Source organism: Acinetobacter sp. SK-43 (assembly GCF_015351505.1).
Lineage (GTDB): Bacteria > Pseudomonadota > Gammaproteobacteria > Pseudomonadales > Moraxellaceae > Acinetobacter > Acinetobacter junii.
The window spans coordinates 1-13480 of the sequence record NZ_JADKPY010000078.1 but is presented as its reverse complement, the minus strand read 5'-3'; the positions used below and the strand labels follow the sequence as shown (position 1 = coordinate 13480).

Here is a 13480-nt window from a genome sequence, read left to right as displayed (position 1 = left end):
TACCCCTTAAGCTTGTGAAGTAGCTTTTTGTTCAGCTTTTGCTGAATCGGCTTGCTTTTGTTGTTCAGCGGCGGCTGGTGGTGTAGCATTTTGACCTTGTGGTGCTTTTGCCTGTGGCTGGTAAGGTTTTACAGAAACTTGCTGGCCTTCCTTAACCTTGGCAACACCATCAACCACAATCTTGTCACCCGCCTGTAAGCCATCGGTGACAATCCAGTCCTGAGCTTTCACACCAACCGTTGTGATTGGGCGCGCTTCAACCGTATTCTTCGCATTTACAATCAAGGCAATCGCCTGTCCTGTTGGTAGACGTGACACAGCCACCTGTGGAATCAGGTAGGCATTTGGAATGATGCCCTGTGAAATCTTGGCAGTTGCATACATACCTGGTAACAACAGGTGGTTTGGATTTGGGAAAACGGCACGTAAAGTGACTGATCCTGTTTCAGGGTTAACACTCGCACCAGAGAATGCGAGTTGTCCTTCGATAGGATAATCTGAACCATCTTCAAGTGTGAGTTTGACGCGCGTATTATTACTACTATCTAAACTACCTTTACTCAACTGCTGACGTAAACGGAGCATTTCAGCACTTGATTGATTGATATCTACATAGATTGGATCAAGTTGTTGGATTGTCACCAACGGATCTGCTTGGTTTGCAGTAACTAAAGCACCAGAAGTTACCGAAGAACGACTAGATTGCCCTGAGATTGGTGCGCGAACAGTTGAATAACCTAAAGTAATTTCAGCATTTTTCAATGCTGCCTGAGCTGCAGCTACATCAGCTTCAGCCAATTTTACTTGAGCATTAATATCATCATATTCTTGTTTAGAAACGGCGTTAGTACCAACCAATTGGCGATAACGATTTTCTTTCACACGCAATGCATTTAAATTAGCTTGCTGACGCAATAAAGCTGCACGAGCATTGTCAGCAGTTGCACGGTTGGTATTAGCATCTATTTGATAAAGCGCTTGACCTGCTTCGACATAACTGCCTTCAGCAAATAAACGCTTTAAAATAACGCCTCCCGTTTGTGGACGAACTTCTGATATTTGATACGCAGAAGTGCGCCCAGAAAGTTCAACATTTTGTTCAACACTTTGTGGTTGAGCAACGATAACACCAACTTCTGGAGGCGGCATTTTTTGAGCAGCAGCAGCTTGCTGTTCATCTTTAGGATCTTTGCTACAACCAACAAGCGCAATGCTTGTTGCTAATGCGCAAGCAGTGAGGGCAGGTGCCCAAAGCTTAGCCGACATCATTGTTCCACCTCAATTTAGATTTTTTATCTAAAAACAAATTGTTGCTGAAATTGCTTTGATACAGCCAAAACCAAAGCAACGAAGTCAAAATCAACCCAATACCCCAACCAGCCAATACATCAGTTGGGTAATGAACCCCTGCATAAACTCTAGATATCCCCATGATTATTAACCATAAAACAGATACTAAAACGATACTGGAACGATATTTGTGCTGTTGTGATAGCAACAGAACTAAACTCGATAGGGTTGCAGCATACAGGCTATGGGCACTTGGGAAGGATGCTCCATAACTTTGAACTAAATGATAAAACGCCAATGGTCTTGGTCGATCAATGCCCCATTTCAGAAGCCAACCAATCACAATGCTACCGATCACGCTCAGGGCGACAAATATGACCTTTTTATAGTTTTTCTTTCGAATTTGATGGATACAAAAAAACGACGTTAAAACCAGTAAAAAGGGCATGCCTCCTAGGCGAGAAAACAGAACGGCTACGTGGTTAAGCGCAAACGAACGGTGTTCAAATAGCATTTGAACACCTCTAAGGTCTAAATTTGATATGCTTGGAGAAAACAGCCCAATCACACCGATTATCAAAAAAATGCAACCAATACAAAGCAGTAGGTACGGCATGCGAACCTCATTATTTGCTTAACCATTGTTCAGGGTTATATAATGTTTGAAAGTGTACTTTCGAGTACACTTTTGGTCAAGTCTTGAAATTTTATGATAATTTCATTTTCAGATTTTTTTAAGGTTCAGTAAAAAAACATAACAAAAATTGATTAATGTCTCACTTTTTGTTCACTTGATGCATCATCATCTACTTCGATTGGTTGTTTTGGTGGCCAAAAGAAATCACTTGGTCGTGTTAAGAAGTGGGTGAGTACCAATTTTGCCAATGGTTTCCATTGTGCGAAACGTACTCGACGAGCGCGCAAAGCAACAATAATAGTCAGAGTAAAGCTAACAAATAGGTTGGTTAAACCAATAAGCATGACACCAAGAAACGATACAAGGATTAGACCAATATCAGGTGATCCACTAATAGTCATTAAGCCTTGTATAAAATTTGCAGATGCAAAGGCAATGTGACGAATATCTAGTGGTAAGCCTAGAATAAAACCAATGGTTCCCATACTTCCAAGCATGATACCGAACAAGAAGTTACCAGCTAAAGCACCTAAGTTGGTTTCGATATAATTAGCAAACTTATCCAGTCTTTCTTGTCCCATTAAACGTTTCAAACGAAGATGCTGTTTTAAACGAGGACCTACCTTTCGATATACGGCTAGGTTATCGAAATATCCTGCAAGTAAACCTGATAAAAATAAGCACACACCAGCAATTGCTGCATGTGGAACGGCCAAAGAAGTGAATGGATTTAAGGAGTGCAGTGTTTTACTTGCTTTAACAGGTGAAAGCAAAGGTTCATGTAAGTTGTATTGCCATAAGAAAGTAATAAGTGCAGCTACTGGAATCGCAATCGAAATATTGCCGAGGATAGCCACAAATTGAGTACGAATAATATTAATAATTAAAGCTGCGAGTTCAGCAATTTGTGCTGTTTTACTACCTTTTTGATGTTGCACTGTTGCTGCGAGAGCAGCAGCTGTCATTGCTGGTTGTTTAGTTGCAACTGTGAAATGCAGAACATGAATCAGCATAAAACCCAACGCATAGTTCATGCTATATAGAAATGCATGTCCAAATGGGGCCAAGACCAAACGCGCTGTCAGTATTTTTAAGGTTGCCATAGTCGCAATAATTGCACCTGCACCCGCAGCAGCCTTATACATTCCCCAAAAGCCAGTTTTGTCAGTACTTACATAATGTTCGCCTGTCTTACTTGCATTCTCAGTAACTTGTAACGCAATTAACTCACTGGTAGAGCTGAGTAAGTGACGCACACTTTTTTCATCATAATTCGCTTGAGTTAGATCTGTGATTAACTCACCCAATGATCGGTATCGAATTTCATTTTTGCTGACCAATAAACTAAGCAATAATTCAATTCGATCAAGTGCTTGTTCTAAAAGCGAGAGTAAATAAGTCAAACTGATACTTACACCAATACGCTTGGTTGCTCTGCGGATTTTGAGTACAACTTCGCGACATTGATCCAGCATAACAAATGCTTGTGATGCATCAGGAGGCGGGAGAACTACAATGCTATCTTGATCTTCGATCTGCTTTTTATACTTCTCAATAAATTCGACAATTTCTCGGTTTTGAACCAGAAAAGGAGATTCGTATTCAATAATGTCAGGTAAGGCATTAATAAACTCAGGATATAAGCCAATGCCACTGATTCGATATGAAAGAACAGTAATCGCTTTTATTAATTCATTTTTAGAATAGAGTTTTTCTTTACTATTGCTATGACTTTCACTGATTAAGCTAAATAAACGAATCCAATCTTGTGTATCAATTAAAGCTAACCAATCGCTATCAGTTTCTTGGTGAAAAACTTTACCCACTAATGTTCTGAGTTGCTGACCATCTTCAATTAAAGGAAGAAAATGAGCGCCTAATCGTTGGCTTAACTGGTTCCAAAAGCCATCCAAAGAGAGAATGCCACTGTCGGCATACAAGCTAATTTGTTTATATTGGCTAATCAGGCGCAATAAAAAGTTTTGAAGCAAAATGGAGGATGCAGGAGTGAGTAATAAAATCCTAACCAATGCATCAATACGTGATTTTACTTCATTGGCATCGTTAGGATCAGATGGTCGTATACGATTGACCAGTTCAATAATTAGGTTTTCGTCAAGAGCAGCTTGAGGTAGTTCAAGCTGTTCCTGCATTTTTAAAAATAAATCAGATAAATTTAAATGCATAGGCAATTAGAACATCATTGAAGTCGGTGTAAGGCCATTAAGGTCAAATTGATCAGTGCTTGTCGATATTCATTATCAGGTAAGGCTTTTAAAGCCTCTAATGCGCCATCCGTTTCTTGTTGGGCACGCTTTTGGCAATATTCGATTGCGCCCGAGTTATGCACGATTTGAATAACTTTATCTAGATGCTCGATACCACCAGTGGCGATACTACGACGGATAATCTCATGTTCTTCACCCGTCGAATGAGCCAATGCTGAAATTAACGGTAAAGTAGGTTTACCTTCCATCAAATCATCACCAATATTTTTACCTAATGTTTCAGCATCAGATGTGTAATCCAAAATATCATCAATAATTTGAAAGGCATTTCCAAAATGACCAGCGAAGCGACGAAGAGGTTCACGGTACTCTTCTGTACCTGCCAAAATAGCTGCGCCTTCAGTAGCAAGTTCAAACAAACGAGATGTTTTACCATGAATAATGCGCAAATATGTTTCTTCGGTTGTTTCAGGTTGATGCTGAGATTGAAGTTGTAAAACTTCACCTTCAGCAATTTCACATGTGCCTGTAGAGAAATCTTTTAATAGTGTGATGTTATTTAAATCAACCAATAGATCAAATGAACGTGCTATTAAGAAATCACCCACCAAAACAGCAGTTTGATTGTTCCACGTTGCATTTGCTGTTGGGCGACCACGGCGGAGGTTTGATTCATCGACTACATCATCATGCACTAAAGTTGCAGTATGAAGCATTTCAATGATGGCAGCTAAATGTTGTGCTTGCTGCATATTTGCCAATCCACAAGCTTTTGCAGCCAGTAAGCACATGATTGGGCGCATACGCTTCCCACCAGCTTCTACGACGTGTTTGCTTACAGACATGACTAAGCCAACTTTAGAGCTAATTCCTTCATTGATCAGGTAATCCATCGCAGCAAAATCTGTCGCAACAGGGGAAAGAACGTCTTGCTTAAAATCGATAACCATATGAAGAAAAACCTCGTATAGGTGGGTAATGCGCTAAGTGTATCAATTAATCTGTTGCTAAACAGTTATACAGGCTGTGTAATCCGTCATTTAAAACATTATGATGAGTTTTTTGGTCTTAATTTAGACAGAAAAAAGAGCTTGCCCACCAAACATCATTACTTTACTTATGACTTTGTAAAAACACAGTTTGTTATTGTCGCAATTTGTTTTTAAAAATGTATTGCAAATCACAGAAAGAATCAATCAAAACTGTAGAACTTCAATCTAATTGATTTTATTAGAAAATCTAAAAATTGATTGAATCTATTTGCATTTGTATAAAATGACTTGTTGTTTGATCAAATTTCACTTAAAATTTGTCCCCTTGTATAACCCCAGTGGCGTTCGTTTTAAGATCGATATATCCCTTTATCGACACGACGACACGGGCATGTTGGAGTACATATGTACGCAGTAATCCAAAGCGGTGGTAAACAGCACCGTGTTGTTGAGGGTGAAACCCTTAAAGTAGAATTATTGAAAGCTGAAACTGGCGCGACTATTACGTTTGATGACGTATTAATGGTTGTTAACGGTGACAACATTCAAATCGGTGCTCCAGTTGTAGCTGGCGCAAAAGTAACTGCAGAAGTAGTTGGCCATGGTCGTCACGACAAAATCCGCATCATCAAAATGCGTCGTCGTAAACACTACCGTAAGCAACAAGGTCACCGTCAATGGTTTACCGAGTTGAAAATTACTGGTATCGCAGGCTAACACGAGGAGTAAATAGACATGGCAACTAAAAAAGCCGGTGGATCGACGAAGAACGGTCGTGATTCGAATCCTAAGATGTTAGGTGTTAAAGTTTACGGTGGTCAAACTGTAACTGCTGGTAACATCATCGTTCGTCAACGTGGTACTGAGTTCCACGCTGGTGCGAATGTTGGTATGGGTCGTGACCATACTTTATTTGCTACTGCTGACGGCGTAGTAAAATTTGAAGTGAAAGGTCAATTTGGCCGTCGCTATGTAACTGTTGAAGCGTAAGTTTTAATAGTTCAGAAAAACCCGCTTTTAGCGGGTTTTTTTATCGGTATACAATTTATAAGGTGTCTAATTAGAATAGTGTCCGAATTTTCCTGTCTTAATATCATCATAAGCCTGTAAAATTTCATCATAACTATTCATGACGAAAGGCCCTTGTCCATTAATTGGCTCGTTTAAGGGCTGTGCTGATAAAAATAATAAATCACAGTTTTCTAGAGCGTTGATTTGAACGCCAGTTCCTAAGCTCGACATGACAGCCATCGCTTGTTCTTCGAGAGATTCTTCATCAGAAGAAAACTGTACTTTACCTTTACGCAAGTAGATCAAGGTTGTCGTACCCTCGGCAGCAGGAAATGTAATTTGTTGGTCTTTCACAAGATGTATGTCAAAGACATTCATCGCAGTAAATGTTTTTGCGATTCCAGTTGTTTGATTTAACTCACCAGCAACTATGCGAATATAGCTAGTTTGATCATCGAGAATAACTTTAGGGATATCTTCATTTAATAAACTTTGATAGCGAGGGGCAGACATTTTGTCTTTGGCTGGTAAATTTACCCAGAGTTGTACCATTTCAAAGGGACCACCACTTTCACGAAACTCGGAACTAAACTGTTCTATGTGTTGTATTCCTGAGGCAGCAGTCATCCACTGAACATCACCTCGTTTGATCAATCCACCGCCACCTGTGGAGTCCTTATGTTGTAATTCACCCGCAAATACAAAGGTCACGGTTTCAAAACCGCGATGCGGATGCTCATTTACACCTTTCTTTTTGCTTTTAGGTTCGAGTTTTCCTGGTCCTAAATGATCGAGCAGTAGAAAGGGCGATGTTGTATTACCAAGTTCATGGTAAGAGAATACTGAAAGTGCAGGGTAAAAGTCGCCAATAGCGAATCGAGTGTCATTTCGATGGATGAATGCAAGACTTTTCATAGTTTATGCTTATTTTATAAATTCTAGTAAGACTATCAAAAAGTTGATTCAGGTCTAGTCTATTCTTTATTAATAATTTCTATATCTAAAAATTTAGCTACATGATTGATTTTAAAATCTTGTCAAATTGTGGATTTGCATCCTTACAATTTCTACATAAAGACCGCATCTTCATACATAATGCTGAACTTTGCGACACGAAATACACAAAACCTGTGCTTTTCTTCATTTTTTTAATGATCAAAAACAGTAAGATGTCGTCATAACAGTAGAAATCTGATAGAAGGTTCATTTTATGAATTTCGTAAAAAAAATGGCATATGCTGCAACAATTGGTGCAATGACACTGGCTCCAGTTGTGAGTACACAGTTATCTGCTGCACCAACAGCCGCATCTGCTCAGCAAGCAACCTCAAGTTTGGTGAAGCAGTTATCTGGCTTGCAACGTTTAACAGCAGATTTTGAACAAACTACAAAAGTTACGAACAGTAAGCCGAGCAAAAATAAAAGCTTAACTGCACAACATATGAATCAAACTTTCAAAGGTACAATGAAAGTAGAACGTCCTGGAAAGTTTTATTGGGAAACGACTAGCCCAGCGAAGCAGACCATTGTGACCACAGGTAAGCTTGTTTGGATTTATGATCCAGATTTACAACAAGCTGTTCGTCAGAGTTTAGATGATCAAATTGCCAATACACCAGCATTATTGTTATCAGGCAATACCAATCAGATCATGCAGTCTTATCGTGTGACGCAGCCTGACCGTACTAAACTTTATTACACTTTGTATCCAAAACAAGAGGACAGCGCTTTCCAAAGCATGACGATTAGTTTTGGTGCAAATAAAGCACCAAACCTGATGATTTTACAGGATTCTTTAGGTCAAACGACTTATGTTCGATTCAGCAATATTAAAGTCAATCCAAAGATCCCTGCATCAGTATTTAATTTTGCACCACCTAAAGGTACAGATATTATTGATCAGTAATCAGTTAAAAAAAAGCCGCATATTTGCGGCTTTTTCTTGTCTGAAAGATACATTTTTAAATTTTATATCCTCACAAGGCTTTGTATAGTGAAGAAAAACATCAGAGACTTGCATGACGATGAATACTTCACAATTATCAAAACTTATTCCAATTCTTATAGTTGTTGCTTTAGTCGGATGCCAACCTAAACAAGAATCATCCAAAGAAACTGCAAAATTAGACATACCATTAATCCAAGCAAAAGTAATTCCAATTAAGCTTCCCAAGCAAAAAGTTTGTTTGGAGGATGGTTGTACCAATTACGATTTGCAAACCGTCGAAACCAATCAAAAATGGATCGATGAATATTTTGTCAATCGTATGAAAAAAGCTGAGCCGAATGCTTTTGCTAATCTTCCTGATCAGAAAGTTAAAGTTCCTGCAGATGAACCTTCATTGAGTGAGAGTAGTACATACGTTCGTTTTATAGGACAAAATTATAATTTAGCGACATTTGCGATTCAGTCGTATTCATATTCTGCGGGCGCAGCACATGGTATGTCACATCAAGAGTTTGTGAATTTTGATCTTTCTAATAAAAAACATATCACCGTCAGTGAGTTGATTAAACCTGAGATGAATACCAAACTGCGTGATGAACTATATGCGTCTAATCAGAACTGGTTAGAAGATCATAATATTAAAAAACAAGATTTACAGCTCAGTGACAATTATTACTACGGAGTGAATGGTATTGTTTTTGTCTATCCTTTATATGAGCTTGCATCTTATGCTGAAGGAATGAGTGAGTTAACGTTGCCCTATTATGCAGCGAAACAGTTTATTAAAGCTGAATATTTACCAAGTTTACCAAAAGAACCCAATTAATTGATTTTCAGCATCTCAACATGTGTAGGTGCTGAGTCTTTGTTGTCTATCGCTGTATTTTTTTGGGTTAAAGCCTTACACTATAGCCAGTTTTTTCTCTATTCATGATTGATTATGATTGACCCAAAATTACTCAGAAATAATATTGAAGCAGTAAACGCTGCTTTAGCAAAACGTGGTGTTCAGCTTAATGCGCAAGAATGGGCTGATTTAGAAGTTCGCCGTAAAGAATTGCAGTCAAAAGCTGAGAATTTACAAGCTGAACGCAATGCGGGTGCTAAACAAGTTGGTCAAATCAAAAAGTCTGGTGGAGATGCTTCCGAAATCATGGCACGTATGTCTGCCATTGGTGACGAAATCAAAGCTGCTGAAGTTGCTTTGGCAGAACTTCAAACTGAGTTAGAACAAAAATCACTGGCGATTCCAAACCTGCCTGATGAATCTGTACCTGAAGGTAAAGATGAAAGTGACAATTTAGAAATCTTGAAATGGGGTACACCACGCCAGTTTGATTTCGAAATTAAAGATCACACTGATCTCGGTGAGTGGATGGGTGGTCTTGAATTTGAGACTGCAACAAAACTAACAGGTTCTCGCTTCAGCGTGTTGAAAGGTCCATTGGCTCGTTTGCAACGTGCCCTGACTCAATTCATGCTAGATACACATACGCTTAAAAATGGTTATACCGAAGCTTATGTACCTTACTTAGTAAATGCAGATACTTTACGTGGTACAGGACAATTACCTAAGTTTGAAGAGGATTTATTCAAGCTTCAAGGTGAAAAGGAATACTACCTGATTCCTACTGCCGAAGTGCCGATTACTAACTTTGTGCGCGATGAAATCATTGATGCAGATCGTTTACCGTTAAAATATGCTGCACATACACCATGTTTCCGTAGTGAGGCTGGTTCTTATGGTCGTGATACCCGTGGTTTAATTCGTCAGCATCAATTCGATAAGGTCGAAATGGTGCAAATCGTTAAGCCTGAGCACTCTATGCAGGCACTTGAAGAATTAACTGCACATGCAGAGGGCATTTTACAGGCACTTGGTTTGCCATACCGTAAGATTTTGCTCTGCGGTGGTGATATGGGCTTTGGCGCAACTAAGACTTATGACCTCGAAGTGTGGGTACCGAGCCAAAATACCTATCGTGAAATCTCTAGTTGTTCAAATATGGGTGATTTCCAAGCGCGTCGTATGAAAGCTCGTTATCGTGTAGATCAGAAGAAGATTGAATTGGTGCATACATTGAATGGTTCAGGTCTTGCGGTGGGGCGTACCTTGCTTGCGGTAATGGAAAATTATCAACGTGCTGATGGTTCAATCGAAATTCCAGAAGTTTTACGTCCATATATGGGCGGCGTAAGCTTCATTGATTAAAACATGCATCGATTTTGTGCATAGTTTTTGCTTTAGTTCAATCAGATAGAAAATATAGAAGAGGCTAGATGTGGAAATATTTCCAATCTCTTTAAAGTTGCAACAGCAACGTTGTCTGATTGTAGGCGGTGGGCGTATTGCCTATCGTAAAGCTAATTTATTGATCAAAGCAGGTGCAATCATTGATGTGGTTGCACCTGAGATTGAACCTGATTTAATGATTTTAGTTGAGAAATCAACAGGTCAGTATATCCAAGAAAGCTTCTCAGAATCTGTACTTGATACTCGCTATCGCTTAGTGATTGCTGCGACAGACCAAGCAGATGTAAATAAAGCCGTATTTGATTATTGTGAGCAGCGCAATATTTTAGTCAATAGTGTTGATGACATACCTAATTGCCGTTTCATGGTACCTGCAATCATTGATCGTTCACCTTTAGTGATTTCTGTTGCGTCTAATGGGGCATCGCCAGTATTGTCTCGACAATTGCGTACACAGATTGAAACTATTGTGCCGCACGGGATGGGTAAACTCGCTGAGTTTTCTGGACAATGGCGTAAGCAAGTTAAAGAAAAAATTTCTAACCCAGATGAGCGACGTATCTTTTGGGAAAATTTATATGCAAGTCCTCTAAAAGAACAAGTTTTCAATGACAATCTTGAGCTTGCAAACCAACTGATCCAGCAAGCTCTAACTGAATGGTCTGCACCTAAAGGTGAAGTATATCTCGTTGGTGCGGGACCTGGTGACCCAGAGTTATTGACATTAAAAGCGTTGCGTTTGATGCAACAAGCTGATGTTGTGATCTATGATCGTTTGGTTTCAGGTCCGATTTTAGATTTGTGTCGTCGTGATGCCGAAAAAATTTATGTGGGTAAAGCACGTTCAAATCACTCTGTTCCGCAAGAAGGCATTAATGCTTTGTTGGTTGAATATGCACAACAAGGTAAGCGTGTTTGCCGTTTAAAGGGCGGTGATCCATTCATTTTTGGGCGTGGTGGTGAAGAAATTCAAGAATTGGTTGAAGCCAATGTGACATTCCAAGTTGTGCCAGGGATTACTGCGGCTTCAGGTTGCTCCGCTTATGCAGGAATTCCGTTAACACATCGTGATTATGCGCAAAGTGTCCGGTTTCTAACAGGACATTTAAAAGAAGGTTCACCAGAGTTGCCTTGGAGTGAATTGGTCTATGAAAACCAAACTTTAGTTCTGTACATGGGCTTGGTCGGATTAGAACGCATTTGTGAGCAACTGATTGCACATGGTCAACGTCCAACGATGCCTGTTGCATTGATTTCTAAAGGTACAACGCCTGAACAAAAAGTTGTTGTTGGAACTTTGGCTGATATTGCAACAAAGGTATCTGAACATCATATCGTAGCACCGACTTTAACTATTATTGGTGAAGTTGTGAGCCTACGAGAACAGTTAAAATGGCAATAAATCTTTCCTAATCCCACTTTAAAAAGAGGGGAAGTTCCTCTCTTTTTTCAAAGGGTGACTAGGAGGGATTATGAAAAGTAGAGAAAATTTGTGATTCATGTGGTCCTATACGAACCTGAGATTCCAGCAAATACAGGTAATATCATTCGTTTATGCGCTAATACAGGTGCTCAGCTACATTTGGTCAAACCTTTAGGTTTTGAGCTAGATGATAAAAAATTGAAGCGTGCAGGTTTGGACTATCATGAATGGGCAAGAATGTTGATATGGGACAATATTGAGTTGTGTCTTGCTGATCTCAAATCTAAAGGTGTTGAGCATGTCTTTCCACTTACGACCAAGGGCAGTGCGACACCACATACAGTTGATCTCAATCGTCCAGTTGCTTTATTGATGGGACCTGAAACTAGAGGTTTACCTGAGCATGTCCGAATGATGTTCCCACAAGAGCAGTGGATAAGATTACCAATGGCTGAAAACTCAAGAAGTTTAAATCTATCTAATGCAACTGCTGTTATTGTCTATGAAGCTTGGCGTCAACAAGGATTTAAAGCTTTAGTTTAATTTATTGCTCAAGTGCTAAAACGACTTAAAGTGATCTACTTTAAGTCGTTTTCTTGTTTAGGGCTTGAATCAAATTTTTGTTGAGCCGATATCACTTTTTCAATATTAGTTTCAGCCCAATCTTTTAACTGAAATGCCATTTTGGCAACTTCATGTCCTAACGATGTTAATGAATAATCAACACGTATTGGAGAGGTATTTTGGACTTGTCTTTGGATAAAACCATCTCGCTCTAGCATTTTTAGTTTTTGAGACAGTACTTTAGGTGAAATACCTTGAATATTTTTCTTTAAAAGATTGAAGTGCTGAGTTTCGTCTGCGAGGACATTGATAATCAGTAAAACCCATTTGTCAGCAATTTTTTCAAAAAATAACCGAGCAGGGCAATGTTGTTGATAAATATTATATTTTAATGCGGTATTCATCTTTTTAACCCAGTATTTAATGCGAATAGCAACATAGTTACCAATTGGTAACTAATTGACACCTAGTTTCTAAAATATATCATTAAATCGAACTTTTTTGAAATTATAAGGATTCTCTCATGTCAAACATTGCTGTGGTTTATTATTCTGGTTATGGACATACGAAAGTTGTTGCTGAAACATTTGCTCAAAGCATACAAGCAGATTTAATCGAAATTGATCAAAATGGTGATATTTCAGAACAAGATTGGCAGCTGCTAAATCAAGCACAGGGGATCGTTTTTGGTACACCAACATATATGGGAGCAGCGCCTTGGCAATTTAAGAAATTCGCTGATGCATCTTCGAAAATCTGGTTTACACAAAGCTGGAAAGATAAAGTTTTTGCAGGTTTTACCAATAGTGCAAGTTTAAATGGTGATAAACAAGTTACCTTAATCCATTTACAAACTTTAGCCTCTCAACATGGTGGAGTTTGGGTAAGTTTAGGCTTATTACCAGCAAATACTAAAACAGCAACCCGTGAGGATGTGAACAATTTAGGTGGTTCTGTTGGTTTATTAGTACAAACTCCATCAGATGCAGGTGTTGATGAAATTCCTTCAGGTGATTTGGAAACAGCTAAGCTCTATGCAAAACGAGTTAAAGATATTGTTGAAAAAATTCATGCATCTTAATGGATGACAATAAAAAAGGCGCATAAAGCCACTGCTGTCCCACAAATATCAA

At 39.0% G+C, this 13480-nt stretch carries 14 protein-coding genes; 8 read left to right on the top strand and 6 right to left on the bottom strand.

What is annotated here, in order from left to right; genetic code table 11:
- Positions 1–6 precede the first annotated feature (6 nt).
- From IRT38_RS14690 to sdsA, 4 genes are all read right to left on the bottom strand, one after another.
- Positions 7–1269 (bottom strand): efflux RND transporter periplasmic adaptor subunit, encoded by a 1263-nt coding sequence (locus IRT38_RS14690; protein WP_194598099.1) that lies wholly within the window; start codon positions 1267–1269, stop codon positions 7–9.
- A complete protein-coding gene (locus IRT38_RS14685) occupies positions 1256–1906 on the bottom strand; it encodes a phosphatase PAP2 family protein (protein ID WP_004908447.1) in 651 nt (216 codons plus the stop codon). Before IRT38_RS14685 ends, IRT38_RS14690 begins: the two co-directional genes overlap by 14 nt.
- Before the next feature lie 152 nt (positions 1907–2058).
- Positions 2059–4113, bottom strand: coding sequence for a site-specific recombinase (locus tag IRT38_RS14680; RefSeq protein ID WP_194598117.1), 2055 nt, complete (start codon positions 4111–4113; stop codon positions 2059–2061).
- A gap of 14 nt (positions 4114–4127) precedes the next feature.
- Positions 4128–5105, bottom strand: a complete 978-nt coding sequence (gene sdsA / locus IRT38_RS14675) for an All-trans-nonaprenyl-diphosphate synthase (RefSeq protein WP_004950751.1) — start codon at positions 5103–5105, stop codon at positions 4128–4130.
- 447 nt (positions 5106–5552) lie between these two features.
- Between sdsA and rplU the strand changes: the two genes are divergently transcribed.
- The gene (gene rplU, locus IRT38_RS14670) at positions 5553–5864 is read left to right on the top strand and encodes a 50S ribosomal protein L21 (RefSeq protein ID WP_004652230.1); all 312 of its coding nucleotides are present in this window, start codon (positions 5553–5555) and stop codon (positions 5862–5864) included.
- Positions 5865–5882: 18 nt separating this feature from the next.
- Positions 5883–6137 carry a 50S ribosomal protein L27 gene (rpmA, locus tag IRT38_RS14665; RefSeq protein ID WP_004640422.1) on the top strand — a complete coding sequence of 85 codons (255 nt, stop codon included), beginning with the start codon at positions 5883–5885 and terminating at the stop codon, positions 6135–6137.
- 66 nt (positions 6138–6203) lie between these two features.
- Here rpmA and IRT38_RS14660 read toward each other — a convergent pair whose 3' ends face one another.
- On the bottom strand, positions 6204–7073 hold the full coding sequence (locus IRT38_RS14660) for a pirin family protein (protein WP_194598098.1): 870 nt from the start codon (positions 7071–7073) through the stop codon (positions 6204–6206).
- Between the two features lie 295 nt (positions 7074–7368).
- Here IRT38_RS14660 and lolA point away from each other — a divergent pair, with 295 nt between their 5' ends.
- The 5 genes from lolA (at position 7369) to IRT38_RS14635 (ending at position 12326) form a co-directional block, all read left to right on the top strand.
- Positions 7369–8064 (top strand): outer membrane lipoprotein chaperone LolA, encoded by a 696-nt coding sequence (lolA, locus tag IRT38_RS14655; RefSeq protein WP_004908434.1) that lies wholly within the window; start codon positions 7369–7371, stop codon positions 8062–8064.
- 112 nt (positions 8065–8176) lie between these two features.
- Positions 8177–8932, top strand: coding sequence for an RsiV family protein (locus IRT38_RS14650; RefSeq protein WP_168154240.1), 756 nt, complete (start codon positions 8177–8179; stop codon positions 8930–8932).
- Between the two features lie 114 nt (positions 8933–9046).
- A complete protein-coding gene (serS, locus tag IRT38_RS14645; protein WP_004908431.1) occupies positions 9047–10318 on the top strand; it encodes a serine--tRNA ligase in 1272 nt (423 codons plus the stop codon).
- Positions 10319–10388: 70 nt separating this feature from the next.
- On the top strand, positions 10389–11762 hold the full coding sequence (gene cysG / locus IRT38_RS14640) for a siroheme synthase CysG (protein WP_194598097.1): 1374 nt from the start codon (positions 10389–10391) through the stop codon (positions 11760–11762).
- 90 nt (positions 11763–11852) lie between these two features.
- Complete coding sequence (locus tag IRT38_RS14635) at positions 11853–12326, top strand: tRNA (cytidine(34)-2'-O)-methyltransferase (RefSeq protein WP_004908427.1); 474 nt, start codon at positions 11853–11855, stop codon at positions 12324–12326.
- Between the two features lie 35 nt (positions 12327–12361).
- On the opposite strand, the gene IRT38_RS14630 is transcribed toward IRT38_RS14635, so the two are convergent.
- Entirely contained in the window at positions 12362–12751 is a 390-nt protein-coding gene (locus tag IRT38_RS14630; RefSeq protein ID WP_194598096.1) for a winged helix-turn-helix transcriptional regulator, read from the bottom strand.
- 119 nt (positions 12752–12870) lie between these two features.
- On the opposite strand from IRT38_RS14630, the gene IRT38_RS14625 reads away from it, so the two are divergent.
- Positions 12871–13428, top strand: a complete 558-nt coding sequence (locus IRT38_RS14625) for a flavodoxin family protein (RefSeq protein ID WP_194598095.1) — start codon at positions 12871–12873, stop codon at positions 13426–13428.
- Positions 13429–13480 lie beyond the last annotated feature (52 nt).

Bases quoted from the DNA above. Each gene is read 5' to 3' on its own strand.
- IRT38_RS14690 (WP_194598099.1), bottom strand. From the start codon at position 1,269: ATGATGTCGGCTAAGCTTTGGGCACCTGCCCTCACTGCTTGCGCATTA.
- IRT38_RS14685 (WP_004908447.1), bottom strand. From the start codon at position 1,906: ATGCCGTACCTACTGCTTTGTATTGGTTGCATTTTTTTGATAATCGGT.
- IRT38_RS14680 (WP_194598117.1), bottom strand. From the start codon at position 4,113: ATGCATTTAAATTTATCTGATTTATTTTTAAAAATGCAGGAACAGCTT.
- sdsA (WP_004950751.1), bottom strand. From the start codon at position 5,105: ATGGTTATCGATTTTAAGCAAGACGTTCTTTCCCCTGTTGCGACAGAT.
- rplU (WP_004652230.1), top strand. From the start codon at position 5,553: ATGTACGCAGTAATCCAAAGCGGTGGTAAACAGCACCGTGTTGTTGAG.
- rpmA (WP_004640422.1), top strand. From the start codon at position 5,883: ATGGCAACTAAAAAAGCCGGTGGATCGACGAAGAACGGTCGTGATTCG.
- IRT38_RS14660 (WP_194598098.1), bottom strand. From the start codon at position 7,073: ATGAAAAGTCTTGCATTCATCCATCGAAATGACACTCGATTCGCTATT.
- lolA (WP_004908434.1), top strand. From the start codon at position 7,369: ATGAATTTCGTAAAAAAAATGGCATATGCTGCAACAATTGGTGCAATG.
- IRT38_RS14650 (WP_168154240.1), top strand. From the start codon at position 8,177: ATGACGATGAATACTTCACAATTATCAAAACTTATTCCAATTCTTATA.
- serS (WP_004908431.1), top strand. From the start codon at position 9,047: ATGATTGACCCAAAATTACTCAGAAATAATATTGAAGCAGTAAACGCT.
- IRT38_RS14630 (WP_194598096.1), bottom strand. From the start codon at position 12,751: ATGAATACCGCATTAAAATATAATATTTATCAACAACATTGCCCTGCT.
- IRT38_RS14625 (WP_194598095.1), top strand. From the start codon at position 12,871: ATGTCAAACATTGCTGTGGTTTATTATTCTGGTTATGGACATACGAAA.